General features: G+C 62.2%; 16 protein-coding genes. 8 read left to right on the plus strand and 8 right to left on the minus strand.

The genetic code is table 11. The features are described from left to right. Window positions 1-6: 6 nt before the first annotated feature. Window positions 7-975, plus strand: a complete 969-nt coding sequence (locus tag J7573_RS05790) for a CobW family GTP-binding protein (RefSeq protein WP_294330184.1) — start codon at window positions 7-9, stop codon at window positions 973-975. Window positions 976-978: 3 nt separating this feature from the next. Here the strand turns inward: J7573_RS05790 and J7573_RS05795 are convergent, their stop codons facing one another. Then, complete coding sequence (locus tag J7573_RS05795; protein ID WP_294330186.1) at window positions 979-1,371, minus strand: DUF3301 domain-containing protein; 393 nt, start codon at window positions 1,369-1,371, stop codon at window positions 979-981. 120 nt (window positions 1,372-1,491) lie between these two features. Here J7573_RS05795 and pdxY point away from each other — a divergent pair, with 120 nt between their 5' ends. Continuing rightward, window positions 1,492-2,364, plus strand: coding sequence for a pyridoxal kinase PdxY (gene pdxY / locus J7573_RS05800; protein ID WP_294330188.1), 873 nt, complete (start codon window positions 1,492-1,494; stop codon window positions 2,362-2,364). Here the strand turns inward: pdxY and J7573_RS05805 are convergent. Further along, a complete protein-coding gene (locus J7573_RS05805) occupies window positions 2,361-2,846 on the minus strand; it encodes an acyl-CoA thioesterase (RefSeq protein ID WP_294330190.1) in 486 nt (161 codons plus the stop codon). The genes pdxY and J7573_RS05805 overlap by 4 nt on opposite strands. Window positions 2,847-3,179: 333 nt before the next feature. On the opposite strand from J7573_RS05805, the gene J7573_RS05810 reads away from it, so the two are divergent. Next, the gene (locus J7573_RS05810) at window positions 3,180-4,940 is read left to right on the plus strand and encodes a cation:proton antiporter (RefSeq protein ID WP_294330192.1); all 1,761 of its coding nucleotides are present in this window, start codon (window positions 3,180-3,182) and stop codon (window positions 4,938-4,940) included. A gap of 130 nt (window positions 4,941-5,070) precedes the next feature. On the opposite strand, the gene J7573_RS05815 is transcribed toward J7573_RS05810, so the two are convergent. The 3 genes from J7573_RS05815 to uvrD form a co-directional block, all read right to left on the minus strand. Then, window positions 5,071-5,478: an SMI1/KNR4 family protein gene (locus J7573_RS05815; protein ID WP_294330194.1), complete on the minus strand. Its 408-nt coding sequence runs from the start codon at window positions 5,476-5,478 to the stop codon at window positions 5,071-5,073. A 114-nt stretch (window positions 5,479-5,592) separates the two neighbouring features. Beyond that, complete coding sequence (locus J7573_RS05820; protein WP_294330196.1) at window positions 5,593-6,450, minus strand: TIM44-like domain-containing protein; 858 nt, start codon at window positions 6,448-6,450, stop codon at window positions 5,593-5,595. Between the two features lie 110 nt (window positions 6,451-6,560). Next, complete coding sequence (gene uvrD, locus J7573_RS05825; RefSeq protein WP_294330199.1) at window positions 6,561-8,747, minus strand: DNA helicase II; 2,187 nt, start codon at window positions 8,745-8,747, stop codon at window positions 6,561-6,563. A 235-nt stretch (window positions 8,748-8,982) separates the two neighbouring features. Between uvrD and J7573_RS05830 the strand changes: the two genes are divergently transcribed. Beyond that, the gene (locus tag J7573_RS05830; RefSeq protein ID WP_294330201.1) at window positions 8,983-11,343 is read left to right on the plus strand and encodes a GGDEF and EAL domain-containing protein; all 2,361 of its coding nucleotides are present in this window, start codon (window positions 8,983-8,985) and stop codon (window positions 11,341-11,343) included. Window positions 11,344-11,355: 12 nt separating this feature from the next. On the opposite strand, the gene zwf is transcribed toward J7573_RS05830, so the two are convergent. Next, entirely contained in the window at window positions 11,356-12,798 is a 1,443-nt protein-coding gene (gene zwf, locus J7573_RS05835; RefSeq protein ID WP_294330203.1) for a glucose-6-phosphate dehydrogenase, read from the minus strand. A gap of 103 nt (window positions 12,799-12,901) precedes the next feature. Here zwf and hexR point away from each other — a divergent pair, with 103 nt between their 5' ends. Then, window positions 12,902-13,768 (plus strand): transcriptional regulator HexR, encoded by an 867-nt coding sequence (gene hexR, locus J7573_RS05840; RefSeq protein ID WP_027917078.1) that lies wholly within the window; start codon window positions 12,902-12,904, stop codon window positions 13,766-13,768. A 164-nt stretch (window positions 13,769-13,932) separates the two neighbouring features. After that, a complete protein-coding gene (locus J7573_RS05845; RefSeq protein WP_294330206.1) occupies window positions 13,933-14,151 on the plus strand; it encodes a PA3496 family putative envelope integrity protein in 219 nt (72 codons plus the stop codon). On the opposite strand, the gene J7573_RS05850 is transcribed toward J7573_RS05845, so the two are convergent. Next, window positions 14,093-15,040, minus strand: coding sequence for a LysR family transcriptional regulator (locus J7573_RS05850; RefSeq protein WP_294330351.1), 948 nt, complete (start codon window positions 15,038-15,040; stop codon window positions 14,093-14,095). The two genes, J7573_RS05845 and J7573_RS05850, sit on opposite strands and share 59 nt — an antisense overlap. 204 nt (window positions 15,041-15,244) lie before the next feature. Here J7573_RS05850 and J7573_RS05855 point away from each other — a divergent pair, with 204 nt between their 5' ends. Next, window positions 15,245-16,660 carry an acetyl-CoA carboxylase biotin carboxylase subunit gene (locus tag J7573_RS05855; protein ID WP_054884776.1) on the plus strand — a complete coding sequence of 472 codons (1,416 nt, stop codon included), beginning with the start codon at window positions 15,245-15,247 and terminating at the stop codon, window positions 16,658-16,660. Between the two features lie 11 nt (window positions 16,661-16,671). Then, window positions 16,672-18,480, plus strand: a complete 1,809-nt coding sequence (gene oadA / locus J7573_RS05860) for a sodium-extruding oxaloacetate decarboxylase subunit alpha (RefSeq protein WP_294330210.1) — start codon at window positions 16,672-16,674, stop codon at window positions 18,478-18,480. 107 nt (window positions 18,481-18,587) lie between these two features. On the opposite strand, the gene J7573_RS05865 is transcribed toward oadA, so the two are convergent. Beyond that, window positions 18,588-19,259 carry a GNAT family protein gene (locus J7573_RS05865; RefSeq protein ID WP_294330213.1) on the minus strand — a complete coding sequence of 224 codons (672 nt, stop codon included), beginning with the start codon at window positions 19,257-19,259 and terminating at the stop codon, window positions 18,588-18,590. Window positions 19,260-19,263: the final 4 nt, after the last annotated feature.

Here is a 19,263-nt window from a genome sequence, read left to right on the forward strand (position 1 = left end):
CCTGGCATGCTGCAGAACATCCCCGCCCACGTCATCGGCGGCCCCTTGGGGGCCGGCAAGACCAGCCTGATCCGCCAGCTGATGGCCCAGCGCCCGGCAAACGAACGCTGGGCCGTGCTGGTCAACGAGTTTGGCCAGGTTGGCCTCGATGCGGCGTTGCTCAGTCGTGACGAGGACGGTATCGCCATAGGCGAGGTGGCTGGCGGCTGCCTGTGCTGCGTGAACGGCACGCCGTTTCAGGTCGGGCTTGGCCGCCTGCTGCGCAAGGCTCGGCCCGACCGGTTGTTCATCGAGCCTTCCGGGCTGGGCCATCCCGTGCAGTTGCTGAACCAGCTGCAGCAGGCACCCTGGGTTGGGGTGCTGGCGGTGCAGCCGTTAGTGATGGTGCTGGATGCTCAGGCACTGGCCCGACGTGAGCCGCTACCGGAGGCTCAGCAACAGGCCTTGCAAGCGGCAGCGCTGGTTTTGCTGAACAAGGCCGATGCTGTGGATGAAGATATCAAGTTGTTGATAAATAAAGAGTTTTTAAATATCCACAAGGTTTGGACCCAGCAGGGGTTGGTCGACCTCGACATGCTGCCCGTTTCATCCACAAGTCAAATTAGTGACAGTTCTGTGAATAATTTGCCTGAAGCAAGTCTATCCACAGCGTCTTCAGCCCTGTGGATAGATCCTTCTCTGCCGATTTGTTCGGCCCACGAAGGTGAGGGGGGTTGGAGCATCGGCTGGCGCTGGCACCCCAGCCAGCGATTCGAGCCACTGCGTTTGCAGGCGTTTCTCGCGACCTGGCCATGGCGGCGCGCCAAGGGAGTTATCCACAGTGCGGAGGGATGGCAGTCGTTCAATGGGCTGGAAGGTAACTTGCCGCAGTGGCTGCCGAGCGACTGGCGCAAGGACTCGCGCATCGAGCTGATCTTCGAGCAAGCGCAGCCAGAGCCGCTGCTACAGGCGGCTCTGGCGAAATGCCTGATCTGATTGTCAGTTGCGCCAGCGATTGTGCTCCTGGCGCCACTGCTGCATCTCGATCACATTGTCAGCCCGTGGGGGCGTCTTGATCTCGAACGGGTAGGGTGCCAGTTCGATCAGTGCGCTGTGGGCGCCGAACTGGGTCACGGTACCAGGGTGACGTTGTTCCCCGGTCACGGTGAACTCGAAGGCATAGACCCGGGCCAGGCGCTTGCGGCCGTTGGCATCGCGGATGAACGCGATGCGCTTGAGCGCAACGGCGTCATCCAGCAGTTCCAGGTCGAGCTTTGCGCAGTGCTGTTTGACCCGCTCCAGGGCCTTCTCGCGCAGCCCATGGTTGTGCCATAACCAAGCGCCTGCCGTGGCCAACAACATCAGGACGAAGAGATTCTCCAGGGTCAACATTTACGTATGCTCCAAACAGGTCGAACCAGCTTAACTGCGTCCCTGGCCTGTCGTACAGGTGGCAATCGAGTCCATACTGCGCGCTGCACAATCCTTGAAACAGCTTTGGAACCCTCCCGCATGAAACGTACCCCGCATCTGCTCGCCATCCAGTCCCACGTGGTCTTCGGCCACGCCGGCAACAGCGCTGCGGTGTTCCCCATGCAGCGTATCGGGGTCAACGTCTGGCCCCTCAATACCGTACAGTTTTCCAATCACACTCAGTATGGCCAGTGGGCGGGTGAAGTGCTCGCTCCAGCGCAAATTCCTGCGTTGGTGGAAGGTATTTCCAACATTGGCGAACTGGGCCACTGCGATGCGGTGCTGTCTGGTTATCTGGGCAGCGCCGAGCAGGGCCGGGCGATTCTGGCTGGGGTCGAACGCATCAAGGCTGTGAACCCGAAGGCACTGTACCTGTGTGACCCGGTCATGGGCCATGCGGAAAAGGGCTGTATCGTTCCCCAGGAGGTCAGCGAGTTCCTGCTCGATGAAGCAGCCGCCAAGGCGGATATCCTTTGCCCCAACCAGCTGGAACTGGACAGCTTCTGCGGCCGTCGTGCGCAATCGCTCGAGGATTGCGTGAGCATGGCGCGCAGCTTGCTCGAGCGCGGCCCGCAAGTGGTGCTGGTCAAGCACCTGTCGTATCCGGGTCGTGCTGAAGACATGTTCGAGATGTTGCTGGTGACCCGCGAAGAAAGCTGGCACCTGCGTCGCCCCCTGCTGGCCTTCCCGCGGCAGCCGGTTGGCGTGGGCGACCTGACGTCGGGGTTGTTCCTGGCCCGGGTGCTGCTGGGCGACAGCTGGTTGCAGGCCTTTGAGTTCACTGCGGCGGCCGTGCATGAGGTGCTGCTGGAAACCCAGGCCTGCACCAGCTACGAACTGCAGCTGGTGCGGGCCCAGGATCGCATTGCCCACCCGCGCGTGCGCTTCGAGGCGCAGCGCCTGGCGGTTTAAATCGAGTCGGTTTTCAGGTCCTGGTAGCGTTTTTCCAATTCCTGGCGGATCTGGCGGCGCTGCTGGCCTTGCAGGAAGCGGCGCTTCTCTTCGCTGGAGTGCGGCTGGCGTGGTGGCACCGGCACCGGGCGGCGGTTGTCATCGACGGCGACCATGGTGAAGAAGCAGCTGTTGGAATGGCGGACCGAGCGCTCGCGGATGTTCTCGGTGACCACCTTGATACCCACTTCCATCGAGGTGTTGCCGGTGTAGTTGACCGAGGCGAGGAACGTTACCAGCTCGCCGACGTGAACCGGCTCGCGGAAGATCACCTGGTCGACCGACAAGGTCACCACATAGCTGCCGGCATAGCGGCTGGCACAGGCATAGGCCACTTCGTCGAGGTACTTGAGCAGGGTGCCGCCGTGTACGTTGCCAGAGAAGTTGGCCATGTCCGGGGTCATCAGGACGGTCATGCTCAGCTCGGCGTTTCCAGGTTCCATAGTGTGCTCACGGTGAGATTGCGCTGAATCGGGGCTGGTATCTGCTGACACTTCTGTTTCCCCTCTAGAAGGTTTGCCTTCCTGAATTACGGGACGTTGCCGGACGCTCCCTCGTCACGCCAATTACGTCATCAGAGGCGGCTGATTGGCCGATCTGTTTCTACATATTGCACCGGCTTTTTGCGGCGGGGTGCGATGTTAACCTGAGTACGCCCATGCAACGTGGGCGTTTCTGCATTCAATACAGTATGTACTTGCTGCTCGCTCGGCTTTGTCTTGGCAGAGGAGCGGTCTGCCCGGGCACCCAGCAAAGTCGAAAAGGAGTATCGCGCCATGCATGCCATCAGCTTCATCCAGGACCTGGCAGTGATCATGCTGGTCGCCGGTGTGGTGACGATCCTCTTTCATCGCCTCAAGCAGCCCGTGGTACTGGGCTACATCGTCGCCGGCTTCATCATCGGCCCGCATACGCCGCCGTTTGGCCTCATCCACGATGAAGACACGATCAAGACCCTGGCCGAGCTGGGGGTCATTTTCCTGATGTTCTGCCTGGGCCTTGAGTTCAGCCTGCGCAAGCTGTTCAAGGTCGGCGCCACGGCATTCATTGCGGCATTCCTGGAAATCGTCCTGATGATCTGGATCGGTTTCGAGATCGGCCGCTGGTTTGGCTGGAACACCATGGACTCGCTGTTCCTTGGCGCGATCCTGGCGATTTCCTCGACCACCATCATCGTCAAGGCGCTGAACGACCTGAAGATGAAGAACGAGCGCTTCGCCCAGCTGATCTTTGGCGTGCTGATCGTCGAGGACATCCTCGGCATCGGTATCATCGCCTTGCTCTCGGGCATTGCCGTCAGTGGCGCGGTCAGCTCCGGCGAAGTGTTTTCGACGATCGGCAAGCTGTCGTTGTTCATGATCGTCGCGCTGGTCATCGGCATTCTGCTGGTGCCGCGGCTATTGGCCTACGTGGCGAAATTCGAAAGCAACGAGATGTTGCTGATTACCGTGCTGGGCTTGTGCTTCGGTTTCTGCCTGTTGGTGGTCAAGCTGGAATACAGCATGGTGCTGGGGGCCTTCCTGATCGGTGCGATCATGGCCGAATCGCGCCAGCTGCTGAAGATCGAACGCCTGATCGAGCCGGTGCGCGACCTGTTCAGCGCGATCTTCTTCGTCGCCATCGGCCTGATGATCGACCCACAGGTGCTGGTCGACTATGCCTGGCCGATCGTGGTCATCACCGTGGCAGTGGTGCTGGGCAAGATGCTGTCGTGCGGCATGGGCGCATTCATTGCCGGCAACGATGGGCGTACCTCGCTGCGGGTGGGCATGGGGCTGTCGCAGATTGGCGAATTCTCCTTCATCATCGCGGCCCTGGGAATGACCCTGCAAGTCACCAGTGACTTCCTTTACCCGGTGGCGGTGGCGGTTTCGGCCATTACCACGCTGCTGACGCCTTACCTGATCCGCGCCGCCGACCCGCTGTCACTGAAACTTGGCAACGTCGTCCCACGGCGCCTGGCGCGGGTGCTGTCACTGTATGGGGAATGGTTGCGCAACATTCAGCCGCAGGGTGAAAGTGCCATGCTGGCGGCGATGATCCGGCGCATTCTGCTGCAGGTGGGGGTCAACCTGGCGCTGGTGATCGCGATCTTCTTCAGTGGCGGTTACTTCGCCGGGCGCATCGGCACTTGGCTCAATGAGTGGGTGACGGATGTCAGCCAGCAGAAGGCGCTGATCTGGGGCGCGGCGCTACTGCTGTCGCTACCGTTCCTGATTGCCGCCTATCGCAAGCTCAAGGCACTGTCGATGCTGTTGGCGGAGATGGGAGTGAAGCCGGAAATGGCCGGGCGGCATACCCAGCGCGTGCGTCGCGTGGTTGCCGAAGTGATTCCGCTGCTGTCGCTGCTGGTGATCTTCCTGCTGCTGTCGGCGTTGTCGGCGAGCATTCTGCCGACCAGCGAGCTGTTGCTGGTGATCGCGGTGGTCGCGGCGGGGGTGGTGGCGTTGCTGTGGCGCTGGTTCATCCGTGTGCATTCGCGGATGCAGATCGCCTTGCTGGAGACGCTGGAGAACAGTCGCGATCATTCGCACTGAGACAGCATTGCCCTCTGCGCAAGATTTCACCGTCGTCCGAGGGGATGGAGCGGTAGCGATGTCGCCAGGCGCAGAAAGCCTGGCGATTTTAACTACATTGATGGCACTAAGCCATTGTTTTTCCTGTGTATCAGCTTTCCAGCCACACGTCTCGCGCCCAGTGCCACACCGATTCCCAGCTGTCCTCGCCGATCGCTTCTTCGTCGCCATCCCACAGCACCACGGTGCCGTCTTCTTCGACGCAGTAGTAATTGTTGCCGTCTTCGCACAGGGGGATCAGGTCGCGCGGAACACCGGCATCCCAGGCGTTGGCAGCGACGTCGGGCAGGTAGGTGTGTGACTGCGGGTCGGTGCAGGTTACCGGCTCCAGCGAGCCGTACACCACGTCACTGACAGTCAGCAGGAACTCTTTGAACACGAACGGAATGTTGATGAACAGCTGTTCCTCGATCTCGACCAGTTGGTCTTCATCGGGAAGCTCCAGCGGCACCGGCACGGGTTCATTGGCTTCACGGAGTTGTTCGATCACTTCTTCCACGGTTTACATCCTCTGACCTTGATGACAACGCTGCGCGTTATACCCTAGTAGCCCGCTCTGGCAAAAGCAAAAACCCCGGGACAGGCCCGGGGTTTTTTGTGCAACGTGCGATGGTTAACCGTTTTGACGGATACCGGCAACCAGCCAAGGCTGGTTTTCGCCCTGGGCGCGAACCATGTGCCAGCTTTCGCTGAAGACTTCGCCCTGGTCGAAGCGCGAGGTCTTCGACACGCCACGGAAGGTCAGGGTGGCGTCAGTGCGGTCGGCGCGATCGTCGACACCATCCAGTTGCACATCGAGGTCATCGATGTAGGTGGACTGGAAGCCATCACCCAGGTCGGCCCGCTCGCGCTTGAGGAACTCGAGCATCTGCGGGGTGACGAACTCGGCGATCTTGTCCATCTCGTTGGCATCCCAGTGCTGCTGCAGCGACTGGAAGTGGCTGCGAGCCGCGGCCAGGAAGCTCTGCTCGTTGAACCAGGCCGGCGCGTTGATCACCGGAGCGGCTGCGGCGGCAGGGGCGGCCGAACCACCGAAGATCGATGGCTGGGCAGGCTGCTGGCCATGGGCTTCACGCTGGAACGGCGCGTGACCCGGAGCTGCCATTTGCGGCTGCTGCTGGCGACGGCGTGCGGCAATGAAGCGGAACACCAGGAAGGCGATCAGGCCCATGATCAGGAAGTCCATGATCTGCATGCCCTGGAAGCCGTCACCCATGAACATGGAAGCCAGCAGGCCACCAGCGGCGAGGCCTGCCAGTGGGCCCAGCCAGCGCGAAGCACCACTGGCGGCGGCCGGGGCGCGGCCAGGAGCGGTCGGCGCGGCAGCAGGCGTGGTTGGCGTAGCCTGGCGGGTCTGGTGGATAGGCGCGGCGCCCGAGCTCTTGCCGCCGCCGAAACGCTTGGCGTTGGCGTCCAGGCTCAGCGTCAGGCCGACGCAGAGCGCCAGTGCGATGCTAAGAAAACGTTGCATAAATGGGATTTCCCCTGTTGTGGATTGCACGCGCGCCATGGTGCACAGGTTCCTGTGCACATGACCAGCGACAAGATGTTTCCAGCTTTTGCCTGAATGTTTCGAGGCTTTTAGATAGCCTCGAGCTTGGCGTACCCCAGCATGAGCCATTTGCTGCCTTCGGCAAAGTTCACCTGCACCCGCGCCTGGGCACCGGAGCCCTCGAAGTTGAGGATCACCCCTTCGCCAAACACGGCATGCTGCACGCGCTGGCCCAGGTTGAAGGCGGTCTGTGGAATATTGGCATTGGCAAACAGGTTGCTGCTCGTGCTCGTCGAACCGCCGAACGGTCGGCTGACACTATTGGAAAGGCGTACTTCCTGAACCAGGCCGCTCGGAATCTCGCGTACGAAACGAGACACCTTGTTGTAGGTCTCGCTGCCATAGAGGCGGCGGGTCTCGGCATAGGTCATGATCAGCTGGCGCATGGCACGGGTAATGCCCACGTAGGCCAGGCGGCGTTCCTCTTCCAGGCGGCCAGGTTCTTCCAGGCTCATCTTGTGCGGGAACAGGCCTTCTTCCATGCCGACCAGGAACACGTAGGGGAATTCCAGGCCCTTGGCGCTGTGCAAGGTCATCAGCTGGATGCTGTCTTCGTGCTCGTCCGCCTGGGCATCGCCGGCCTCCAGCGAGGCATGGCCAAGGAAGGCCGACAGCGGCGACAGGTCGGCGTCGTCTTCGCTGGTTTCGAAGTTGCGCGCGGCGCTGACCAGTTCCTCAAGGTTTTCTACCCGTGCCTGGCCCTTTTCACCCTTTTCTTCCTGGTGATAGATGATCAGGCCGGACTGCTCGATGGCGGTCTGGGTCATGGTGTGCAGCGGCATGTCGGCGACCTTGCTGGCCAGGCCCTCGATCAACTCGATGAAGGCACCCAGGGCAGAAGCGGCTCGGCCTTTCAGCGCCTTGGCGGCCAGCAGCTGGCACATCGCTTCCCACATCGACAGCTGGCTGTGGCGGGCATGCTCGCGAATGGCTTCGACGGTCTTCTCGCCGATACCACGGGGTGGCACGTTGATCACCCGTTCCAGCGCCGCATCGTTGCCGCGGCCTTCGATCAGCCGCAGGTAGGCCATTGCGTTCTTGATTTCGGCGCGTTCAAAGAAGCGCTGGCCACCGTAGATGCGATAGGGGATGCGTTCGCGCAGCAGGGCTTCTTCCAGCACCCGCGACTGGGCGTTGGAGCGATACAGGATGGCGATGTCGCTGCGTGCGTTGCCTTGCTTGATCAGGCTCTCGATGGTCTCGACCACATAGCGCGCTTCATCGTGTTCGTTGTAGGCGGCGTACAGCGTCAGGGGCTCGCCTTCGCCCATGTCGGTCCACAGTTCCTTGCCCAGGCGCCCGCTGTTGTTGGCGATCAGCGCGTTCGCGGCCTTGAGGATGCCGCCAGTGGAGCGGTAGTTCTGCTCCAGGCGAATCATCTCGGCATCAGGGAAGTCGGCGGTGTACTGATGAATGTTCTCGATCTTGGCGCCGCGCCAGCCATAGATCGACTGGTCGTCGTCGCCCACCGCCATCAGGCTGCCACCGTTCTTGCCAGCCAGCAGGCGCAGCCAGGCGTACTGCACGGCGTTGGTGTCCTGGAATTCGTCCACCAGCAGGTGGCGGAAGCGCCGCTGGTAGTGCTCCAGCAGGCCAGGGTGGTCGCGCCACAGGTCGAGGGCGCGCAGCAGCAATTCGGAGAAATCGATGACCCCGGCGCGTTCGCAGGCCTGTTCGTAGGCGCTGTAGACATCGCGCATGGTCTGCAGGAACAGGTCGCCGCTGGCCTGGATATGTTGCGGGCGCAGGCCCTCGTCCTTTTGCCCGTTGATGAACCACTGGGCCTGGCGCGCCGGCCATTTCTGCTCGTCCAGGCCGAGTTCGCGCATGACGCGCTTGATCAGCCGCTGCTGGTCATCGCTGTCGAGGATCTGGAAGTTCTGCACCAGGCGTGCTTCCTGCCAGTGCGCCCGCAGCAGGCGGTGCGCCAGGCCGTGGAAGGTGCCCACCCACATGCCGGCCGGGTTGATACCCAGCAACTGCTCGATCCGCTGGCGCATTTCGGCGGCAGCCTTGTTGGTGAAGGTCACCGACAGGATCGAGTGCGGTGAGGCCTGCTCGACCTGGATCAGCCAGGCGATGCGGTGCACCAGCACGCGGGTTTTACCGGAACCGGCGCCAGCAAGCACCAGCTGACGCCCAAGCGTGGCCGCGACGGCCTGGCGTTGGGCATCGTTGAGGGAGTTCAGCAGGAGGGAGAGGTCATCTGTGTGCATCCGGCCATTCTAGGGGCAGGCCGGGCAACGGGCAAACGTCTACTGTATAAATATTCACCTCTTGGGCGGTCGCTCATCGGGTTCTGGTAGCCGCAACATTTCAGCTATACCAGTGTCTGCACCCGCCTGACTGGGTGGAAGATGCCCGACAGCAGTTTGGCCAAGTCTGCCGTTTGTGTAAGATCGCAGCTCGTTTAGTGCCAACCATAACAAGAACACTACAAGAACCAGCGCTATGACCCAGGACTGCACGGCGATCGGAGTATCGCTGGAGATGACAAGGAACGTGCGCAGGCAGTTCGCCACTCAGCTCTCCGTCGAGCGAACTCGTCTGCTGTATCAAGGCTCACTGTTACCCACATTGTTCATGCTGCTCAACGGCCTGCTGTGTGCCTGGCTGTTGTGGAGCCCTGGGCGCTATCTGCTGATGGGCGTGTGGCTGGTGTGGGTGCTCGCGCTGGTGGCCCTGCGGGTGATCCAGGTGGCGGCGTTCGACGCAGCCACGGCGCAACGCCAGGCCAACCCCGGCTGGCGCCGCATGTTCCTGTTCGGTTCGGCGTTCAGCGGCTTGACCTTGGCCTGTGCTGCGATCGCGCTGGTGCCGGAAGACAATTTCGTGCAGCAGGCCTGGGTGTTCGGGTTGCTGGGGATGGCCACCTTGAGCGCGAGCATTGCCTATGCAGTGAGCCTGCCGGCCTTCCTCAGCTTTGCCTTGCCCTGCCTGTTGCCACCCATCCTGTTCCTGTTCTACTTCGAGGCGGGGCAGCAGCGCGGTTGGGGCTGGCTCGGCCTGATCCTGCTGGCGGCGCTGCTGGTGGTGGCCTGGCAGGTCAACCGGCTGCTCGACCGCAGCCTGCTGCGGCGTTTCCAGAATCAGGCGTTGAACCAGGACCTGCAACGGGTTTCGGCGCAGAAGGTGCTCGAAGAGCAGCAGCGCCTTGCTGCCACGGTGTTCGAGGCCTGCAATGAGGGTGTGGCGATTCTCAGTGCCGATTTCGTGGTGCTGGCAGTGAATCAGGCTTACTGCCAGATGACCGGCTACAACCGCTCCGAGCTGCTGGCGCGCGAGCTGTTCGACCTGCCATGCCACAGCGATGCGCGCCGGCACAGCCAGGCCATCGAGTCGGCGCTGGCGCTGCAAGGCGGCTGGCAGGGTGAGCTGGTAGAGGCCCGCAAGCACGGCGAGTTACACCCGCAAAGGTTGCAGCTGACGGCTGTGCGCGACCCTCAAGGCCACTTGAACCAGGTGGTCGGCTTCTTCACCGACCTGTCGGCCCGTCGGGCATCCGAGGAGCGCCTGCGCTACCTGGCGCACTACGATGAACTGAGCGGGTTGGCCAACCGTACACTGTTCCGGCTGCGCCTGCAGGAAGCTGCGCAACGCGTGCGCGGCAACGGCCGAAGCCTCGCATTGCTGCATGTTGATCTGGACCGGTTCAAGCTGCTCAATGAAAGCCTGGGCCATGAACTGGCCGATCAGCTGATTCACAAGATTGCCCGGCGCATTGTCAGCACCGTTCCCGAGGCGGATACCGTGGCGCGGCTGTCCGGCGATGAGTTTGCCGTGCTGTTCGATGGTTACAGCAACCTGTCGAGCCTGGTGCAGGTCACCACCCGCTTGCTGAACAAGTTGCGCAAGCCGCAGCGGCTCGATGGGCATGAGGTCGTGGTCAGCGCTTCGGTGGGCATCAGTGTGCTGTCCGACGCCACACTCGATGCCGATGCCCTGATCAGCCAGGCCGACATGGCCAAGCAGCATGCCAAGCACCTTGGGGGTGACAACTTCCAGTTCTATACCGAGAGCCTGCGCGCCAGCACGCTCGAGCGTCTGCAGCTGGAGAACCAGCTTCGCAAGGCCATCGATGAAGAACAACTGATGGTCTATTACCAGCCCAAGCTGTGCCTGCTCAGTGGGCGCTTGCATGCCGCCGAGGCGCTGGTGCGCTGGCTGCATCCACAGCGGGGCATGGTGCCGCCGGGCGAATTCATCGGCCTGGCGGAAGAAACCGGGCTGATCGCCCCTATCGGCGAGTTCGTGCTCCGCCATGCCTGCAGGCAAGCGCGTGAATGGCAACGGCAAGGGCTGGAGGTGCGGGTTTCGGTCAACCTGTCGGTCTACCAGCTGCGCCAGGGCAAGCTGGTCAGCCTGGTGCGTCAGGTGCTGGAGGAAACCGGGCTGGCGCCGCACCTGCTGGAGCTGGAGCTTACCGAAAGCCAGTTGCTGGACAGCGTCGAACACATCATCTCGACCTTCGAGCAACTGCACATACTGGGGGTGAAACTGGCCATCGACGATTTTGGCACCGGCTATTCGTCATTGAGCTACCTCAAGCGCCTGCCGGTGGACTACGTGAAGATCGACCAGGCATTCATTCGTGGTGTGCACGAGGGTAGCCAGGATGCGGCCATTACCCAGGCGATCATCACGATGTCCAGGAGCCTGGGCCTGAAGGTGGTGGCGGAGGGGGTGGAAACGGCGGAACAACTCGCGTTCCTGCGTGAGCAGGCGTGTGACGAGGCCCAGGGCTACCTGATCAGCAGGCCCGTCCCGGAGCCTGAGTTCAGGCAGATGATTGCCCGCCCGTGGGGGCATTGAGCGCACCAACCCTCAGCCGTGCCAGTGCCTGCCATGCCTGGCCAGCAGGCTGTTGGCCTGTTCCGGGCCGTTGCTGCCGGCAGCATAGTGGCGGGGCGCCTGGAAGTGCTCTTGCCAACCCTCGATGATCGGGTCGATCCAGGCCCAGGCGGCCTCCACTTCGTCGCGGCGCATGAACAGCGTCGAATCGCCCTCCAGGATGTCCAGCAGCAGACGTTCGTAGGCGTCCCAGCGGCGGGTCTGGCCAAATACCTGGGCAAGGTTGAGGTCCAGATCGACCGGCTCCAGGCGCATGCCCTTGCCGGGGCTCTTGGTCATCATGCGCAGGCTGATGCGCTCCTCCGGCTGTAGCTGGATCAGCAACTGGTTGACCTGGCCGCCGCTGAACAGCTCGTGGGGCACCGGTTTGAACTGGATGACGATCTGCGACGAGCGCCGTGCCATGCGCTTGCCGGTGCGCAGGTAGAAAGGCACGCCGGCCCAGCGCCAGTTGTCGATGTGGGCGTGCACGGCGACGAAGGTTTCGGTGTCGGTGTCGTTGTCGACGTCCTTCTCGAAGTAGTAGGCCGGCACTTCCTGGCCGCCGATGTGGCCGGCACCGTACTGGCCACGCACGGTCTTGTCCTGCACGTCCTGGCCGGCAATGGGTTTGAGTGCGCGCAGGATCTTCACTTTCTCGTCGCGCACGGCTTCGGCCTCGAACTGCGCGGGCGGCTCCATGGCCACCAGGCACAGCAACTGCAGCAGGTGATTCTGCAGCATGTCGCGAGTCGCCCCGGCGCGGTCGTAGTAACCGCCGCGGTTTTCCACGCCGAGGGTTTCGCAGACGCTGATCTGCACATGGTCGACCTGGCCGTTGCGCCACACCGGCTCCAGCAGGGCATTGGCGAAGCGCAGGGCCATCAGGTTCTGCACGGTTTCCTTGCCGAGGTAGTGGTCGATGCGAAACACCTGCGATTCGTCGAACACCGCGCCGATCGCTTCGTTGATGGCGGTGGCGGATGCCAGCGAGTGACCGATCGGCTTCTCCAGCACGATGCGCGCTTCGCTGTCGGCCAGCCCGGCAATCCGCAGATGGTTGGCAATCGGCACGAAGAGGTTGGGCGCAGTGGCCAGGTAGTAGATGCGGGTCAGCCCTCCAGGCTCGCCGAGGTAGCGCGCCAGGCGGACGAAATCGGCGCTTTGCGCGGCATCCATGGGGAAGTAGTCGAGGCGTGCGGAAAAGCGTTGCCACACATCTTCATCGAAATCGTGGCGGGCAATCTGCGCCCGGCAATGGCGCTCGGCGAGCTTGAGGTATTCGTCACGGCTTATGTGGCGGCGGGCGAGGGCAATGATGCGCACCGCGTTGTTCAGGCGTGCCTCGCGATACAGGTGATAGAGCGCCGGCAGCAGTTTGTGCAGGGCCAGGTCACCGGTGCCACCGAACACCAGAATGTCGCAAGGAATAGTCAAACCACCACTCTCCACGTTCGTTTAACTGGGCGGGTTGGCGTCCATGTAGTATAACTACAAGAAAGCTACATCCCGGCCAGCCGATCATAACCGAGTCCAGCCCGTGAATCTGTTGCAACATATCGCCCAATCGCGCCACCTGCTGCGCAAATCGGAACTCAAAGTGGCCGACCACGTGCTGCTCGACCCGGCTGCCGTGATGCACAGTTCCATGGCTGACCTGGCGCACAGCGTGGGTATCAGCGAGCCGACCATTGTGCGTTTCTGCCGGGCGATCGGTTGTTCGGGCTTTCAGGATCTCAAGCTCAAGCTGGCGCAGAGCCTGGCGGCCGGTGCCAGTTTCGGCCAGTTCGCGATTCATGAAGACGACTCGGTTGCCGACTACAGCCTGAAGATTTTCGACACTACCCTGCACACGCTGATGGAAGTGCGTGAACACCTGGACCCGCAGGCTCTGCAGCAGGCCGTGAGTGCCATGGCTCAGGCGCAACGCGTGGAGTTCTATGGTTTTGGTGCATCCGGCGCGGTCGCCGCCGACGCCCAGCACAAGTTCTTCCGCCTGCTGCTCAGCGCCGCGGCCTACTCCGACCCGCACATGCAGGCCATGTCGGCGGTGACGCTGAAGCCGGGTGACGTGGCGGTATGCATTTCCCAGTCGGGGCGTTCCAAGGACCTGCTGATCACCGCCAACCTGGTGCGTGAAAGCGGTGCCAACCTGATCACCCTGTGCCCGAGCGCGACGCCGCTGGCGGAGCTGTCGACGGTCAACCTGGCGATCGACGTGCATGAAGACACCGAGATCTACACCCCGCTGACCTCGCGTATCGCTCACCTGGTGGTGATCGACGTACTGGCCATGGGCGTGGCCATGGCCCGTGGGCCGAGCCTGGTCAATCACCTCAAGAGCGTGAAGCGCAGCTTGCGCAGCCTGCGTTTGTCGCCCAAGTCGATCAAGGCTACCGACGACTGAGGTAAGCCTGTACCGGCCTCTTCGCGGCGGTTCGACGCCTCGATAAACCCGCGAAAGGGCCGGAACAGGCTGTCAAATTTCACGGTTTTGTCACCATTCCACAGCCAAACCGTAAACCCTCAAGGCCAGTCTGAAACTCCCGCATCCTATCTGGGAGACAGGCAATGGCTCGTGACTTCGACGGTACGTACCAACCCAGCGCCAAGGCTCGCAAGCAGCAGGAAAAGGATCAGCGCCGCATGGAATACCGCCGCGCGATCGAGAGCTATTGCGACCAGCGTCAACTGCTCCGCGATCTGGTCGACTACCCTGAGCTGCAAGCGCTCACGGTGTGGCAGGCGTCGGCGGCAACTTCCCCGAAAAACGCTCAACCAGTGCGCTGATAAGCGCACGTTCGCTGCGGATGAACGCCAGAAAGGCCAAGGCAACCGGCGACTGCCGCTTGGCCTTGGCCTGCACCACGCACCAGCTGCGGTACAGCGGCAGCTCCTCCACCGGCAGCTCCCTGAGTACCCCCGTGGCCAGCTCCAGGTTCACGGCATGGCGGGTCAGCAAGGCAATACCCAGGCCGGCGATCACGCATTCGCGCTGGGCATCGGCCGATGCGACCTCCAGCGTCTGGGTGAAGTGCACGCGCTTGTCCTTGAAGTACTCCTCGCAGGCCTTGCGCGTGCCCGAACCCTGCTCGCGGACCAGCAGGGTATGAGGCTCCAGGTCCTGCAGGCGCAGGTGTTCGAGCTTGCACAGCGGGTGTTCCGGCGGTGCCACGGCAATGATCGGGTTGTTGAGAAACGGCAGGAACTCCAGGCCCATGTCCTGTGGCACCATCGACATGATGATCAGGTCGTCGCGGTTGTCGGAGAGCCGGCGGATCGCCTGGGCCCGGTTGACCACGGTGAGGGTCAGGTTGACCTCCGGGTGACGCTGCTTGAAGGCGGCGAACAGGTGTGGCACGAAGTACTTGGCACTGGACTCGATCGCCAGTTTCAGCTGCCCCTGCAGTGAGCCCTGCATGTCCGATAGCTGCATGTCCAGGCTCTCCAGGCGGCCGAAGATGTCGCGGCTGGCGCGCTGCAGTGCTTCGGCCGCTTCGGTCAGGTAGAGCTTCTTGCCAACGTACTCGAACAGTGGCTGGCCGATCAGCTCTTCGAGCTGACGGATCTGTAGACTAACGGCGGGTTGCGTCAGTGCCATCTCCTCCGCAGCCCGGCTGTACGAACGCAAATCGCACACCTCGTTGAAGATCTGCAATTGACGCAATGTCATACGCATCAAGGACTTACGCATTTTTATCGGCTCATCGGCAATACCTTGTTACCGAACTATAAGCTTTTGCTAATACAGCCCCTAACAAATATTGATTTTTGTTTATCGACCTTCAGCGCTAGGGTGAATGTGCGACTGGCCAGCAACCTCTGGTCACGCGCCGACCGGTAGAACCGGATCGTCTGTTCCTACGGCTTTGGGAAGACTCCAGTGATAAAAAAAATCCTGATCGCCAACCGGGGTGAAATCGCAGTTCGGATCGTGCGTGCCTGCGCCGAGATGGGCATTCGCTCTGTCGCGATCTATTCCGACGCCGACCGTCACGCCTTGCACGTCAAGCGCGCCGACGAGGCCTACAGCATTGGTGCCGAGCCACTGGCCGGTTACCTGAACCCGCGCAAGCTGGTCAACCTTGCTGTGGAAACCGGCTGTGACGCCCTGCACCCGGGTTACGGTTTCCTGTCGGAAAACGCTGAACTGGCGGAAATTTGCGCCGAGCGCGGGATCAAGTTCATCGGCCCGGCCGCCGACGTCATTCGCCGCATGGGCGACAAGACCGAAGCGCGTCGCACCATGATCCAGGCCGGTGTACCGGTGACCCCCGGTACCGAAGGCAACGTCGCCGATATTCATGAAGCCCTGAGCGAAGGTGACCGCATCGGTTACCCGGTGATGCTCAAGGCTACTTCCGGTGGCGGCGGCCGTGGTATCCGCCGCTGCAACAGCCGTGAAGAACTGGAACAGAACTTCCCGCGGGTAATTTCCGAGGCCACCAAGGCCTTCGGTTCGGCGGAAGTGTTCCTGGAAAAGTGCATCGTCAACCCCAAGCACATCGAGGCGCAGATCCTCGGTGACAGCTTCGGCAACGTCGTGCACCTGTTCGAGCGCGACTGCTCGATCCAGCGCCGCAACCAGAAGCTCATCGAAATCGCCCCGAGCCCCCAGCTCACCCCCGAGCAGCGCGCCTACATCGGCGACCTGGCGGTGCGTGCGGCCAAGGCGGTGAACTACGAGAACGCCGGTACCGTGGAGTTCCTGCTCGCCGATGGCGAGGTGTACTTCATGGAGATGAACACCCGGGTGCAGGTGGAACACACCATCACCGAGGAAATCACCGGTATCGACATCGTCCGCGAACAGATCCGTATCGCGTCGGGCCTGCCACTGTCGGTGAAACAGGAAGACATCCAGCACCGTGGCTACGCGTTGCAGTTCCGCATCAACGCCGAAGACCCGAAGAACAACTTCCTGCCCAGCTTCGGCAAGATCACCCGTTACTACGCCCCCGGCGGCCCGGGCGTGCGCACCGACACGGCGATCTACACCGGCTACACCATTCCGCCGTTCTACGACTCCATGTGCCTGAAGCTGGTGGTCTGGGCGTTGACCTGGGAAGAAGCCATGGACCGCGGCCTGCGGGCCCTGGACGACATGCGCGTGCAAGGGGTGAAGACCACCGCCGCGTACTACCAGGAAATCCTGCGCAATCCGGAATTTCGTAGCGGCCAGTTCAATACCAGCTTCGTCGAAAGCCACCCGGAACTGACCAACTACTCGATCAAGCGCAAACCCGAAGAGCTGGCCCTGGCCATCGCCGCCGCCATCGCCGCCCACGCAGGCCTGTGAGGAACCCCATAATGTCCAAGAAAATTCACGTAACCGACACGATCCTGCGCGACGCCCACCAGTCCCTGCTGGCTACCCGCATGCGTACCGAAGACATGCTGCCGATCTGCGACAAGCTCGACAAGGTCGGCTACTGGTCGCTGGAAGTCTGGGGTGGTGCCACCTTCGACGCCTGCGTGCGCTTCCTCAAGGAAGACCCGTGGGAGCGCCTGCGCAAACTGCGTGCGGCCCTGCCGAACACCCGTCTGCAAATGCTGCTGCGCGGCCAGAACCTGTTGGGCTACCGCCACTACAGCGACGATGTGGTCAAGGCCTTCGTCGCCAAGGCCGCAGTCAACGGCATCGACGTGTTCCGCATCTTCGACGCCATGAACGACGTGCGTAACCTGCGTGTTGCCATCGAAGCGGTGAAGGCTGCTGGCAAACATGCCCAGGGTACCATCGCCTACACCGTCAGCCCCGTGCACACCATCGACGCCTTCGTCGCCCAGGCCAAGCAGATGGAAGCCATGGGGTGCGACTCGATTGCGATCAAGGACATGGCCGGCCTGCTGACGCCGTTCGCCACCGGCGAGCTGGTCAGGGCGCTGAAGGCCGAGCAGTCGCTGCCGGTGTTCATCCATTCCCACGACACCGCCGGCCTGGCCGCCATGTGCCAGCTCAAGGCCGTGGAAAACGGTGCCGACCACATCGATACCGCGATCTCCAGCTTCGCCTGGGGCACCAGCCACCCGGGTACCGAGTCGATGGTCGCCGCGCTCAAGGGCAGCGAGTTCGACACCGGCCTGGACCTGGAGTTGCTGCAGGAAATCGGCCTGTACTTCTACGCCGTGCGCAAGAAGTACCACCAGTTCGAGAGCGAGTTCACCGCCGTGGATACCCGCGTGCAGGTCAACCAGGTCCCGGGCGGGATGATTTCCAACCTGGCCAACCAGCTCAAGGAGCAGGGCGCGCTGAGCCGCATGAACGAAGTGCTGGCAGAGATCCCGCGTGTGCGTGAAGACCTCGGCTTCCCGCCGCTGGTGACCCCGACCTCGCAGATCGTCGGTACCCAGGCGTTCTTCAACGTGTTGGCCGGTGAGCGCTACAAGACCATCACCAACGAGGTGAAACTGTACCTGCAGGGCGGTTACGGCAAGGCGCCTGGCGTGATCAACGAACAACTGCGCCGCCAGGCCATCGGTAACGAAGAAGTGATCGACGTGCGCCCGGCCGACCTGCTCAAGCCAGAGATGGCCAAGCTGCGTGGCGACATCGGTGCCCTGGCCCGTTGCGAAGAAGACGTACTGACCTTCGCCATGTTCCCGGACATTGGCCGCAAGTTCCTCGAAGAACGCGAAGCCGGCACCCTGACCCCAGAAGCCCTGCTGCCGATTCCCGAGGCCGGTGCAGTGGCGTCCCATGGCGGTGAAGGTGTACCGACCGAGTTCGTCATCGACGTGCACGGTGAAACCTACCGCGTCGACATCACCGGTGTGGGCGTCAAGGCCGAAGGCAAGCGTCACTTCTACCTGTCGATCGACGGCATGCCGGAAGAAGTGGTGTTCGAGCCGCTCAACGAATTCGTCGGCGGCGGTGGCAGCAAGCGCAAGCAGGCCAGTGCACCGGGCCATGTCAGCACCACCATGCCAGGCAACATCGTCGATGTGCTGGTCAAGGAAGGCGACGTGGTCAAGGCCGGCCAGGCCGTGCTGATCACCGAAGCGATGAAGATGGAGACCGAAGTGCAGGCGGCCATCGCCGGCAAGGTCGTGGCCATCCACGTGGCCAAGGGCGATCGCGTGACGCCGGGCGAGATCCTGATCGAGATCGAGGGCTGAGATAAGCCCTCATCTACAAGCGGTTAACCTCTGGGGAGCGGATGCTCCCCTTTTTTTGTGTCGGATTTGCCGGCCTCTTCGCGGGGCAAGTAAATCCAGCAAATCTTTCAGCCTTTGCGGCAAACCTCGAGCGTCTCTACCTGGCCTTCCGGCTGTTGGTTCGCCTCACTCAACCACCGCTCGAACCCGGCCGCCACCTGTGGCCACTCATCATCGGTAATCGAATACCACGCCGTATCGCGGTTGTGGTCTTTCACCACCAGATGCTTGCGGAACACGCCTTCATAAGTGAAGCCGAACCGCTCCGCTGCGCGCTTGGAGCGGGCGTTGGCGTTGTTGCACTTCCACTCCAGGCGGCGGTTGCCCAGCTCGAAGCCCAGCTTGCCCAACAGGTAGACAGCCTCGGTGCTCTTGGGTGTACGTTGCATCGGTGCGCCGAAGGCGATGTGGCCGATCTCGATACGGCCGTGGTCGGGTACGATCGACATCAAGGTGAGCACGCCCTGGGCCTGACCGTTGGTACGATCGATCACGGTGTAATACAGCGGGTCGTGGCCGGCGGCGTTGCCTTGCAGCCAGCGGTCGAAGGCAGCGCGCTCGGTGAACGGGCCGTAGGGCAGGTAGTCCCACAGCACCGGGTCGGAATCGGGACCTTGCAGGGCGGCCCAGAGGTCGTCGCCGTGGCGCGTCGGGTCGAGTTTCTCCAGGCGGATGAAGCGGCCGTCGATGGGCTCGGCCTTGGGCGATGCAGCAGGTTTCCAGTTCAGTGCGTCAGTCATGTGG

This window comes from Pseudomonas sp. (assembly GCF_017744435.1).
Lineage (GTDB): Bacteria > Pseudomonadota > Gammaproteobacteria > Pseudomonadales > Pseudomonadaceae > Aquipseudomonas.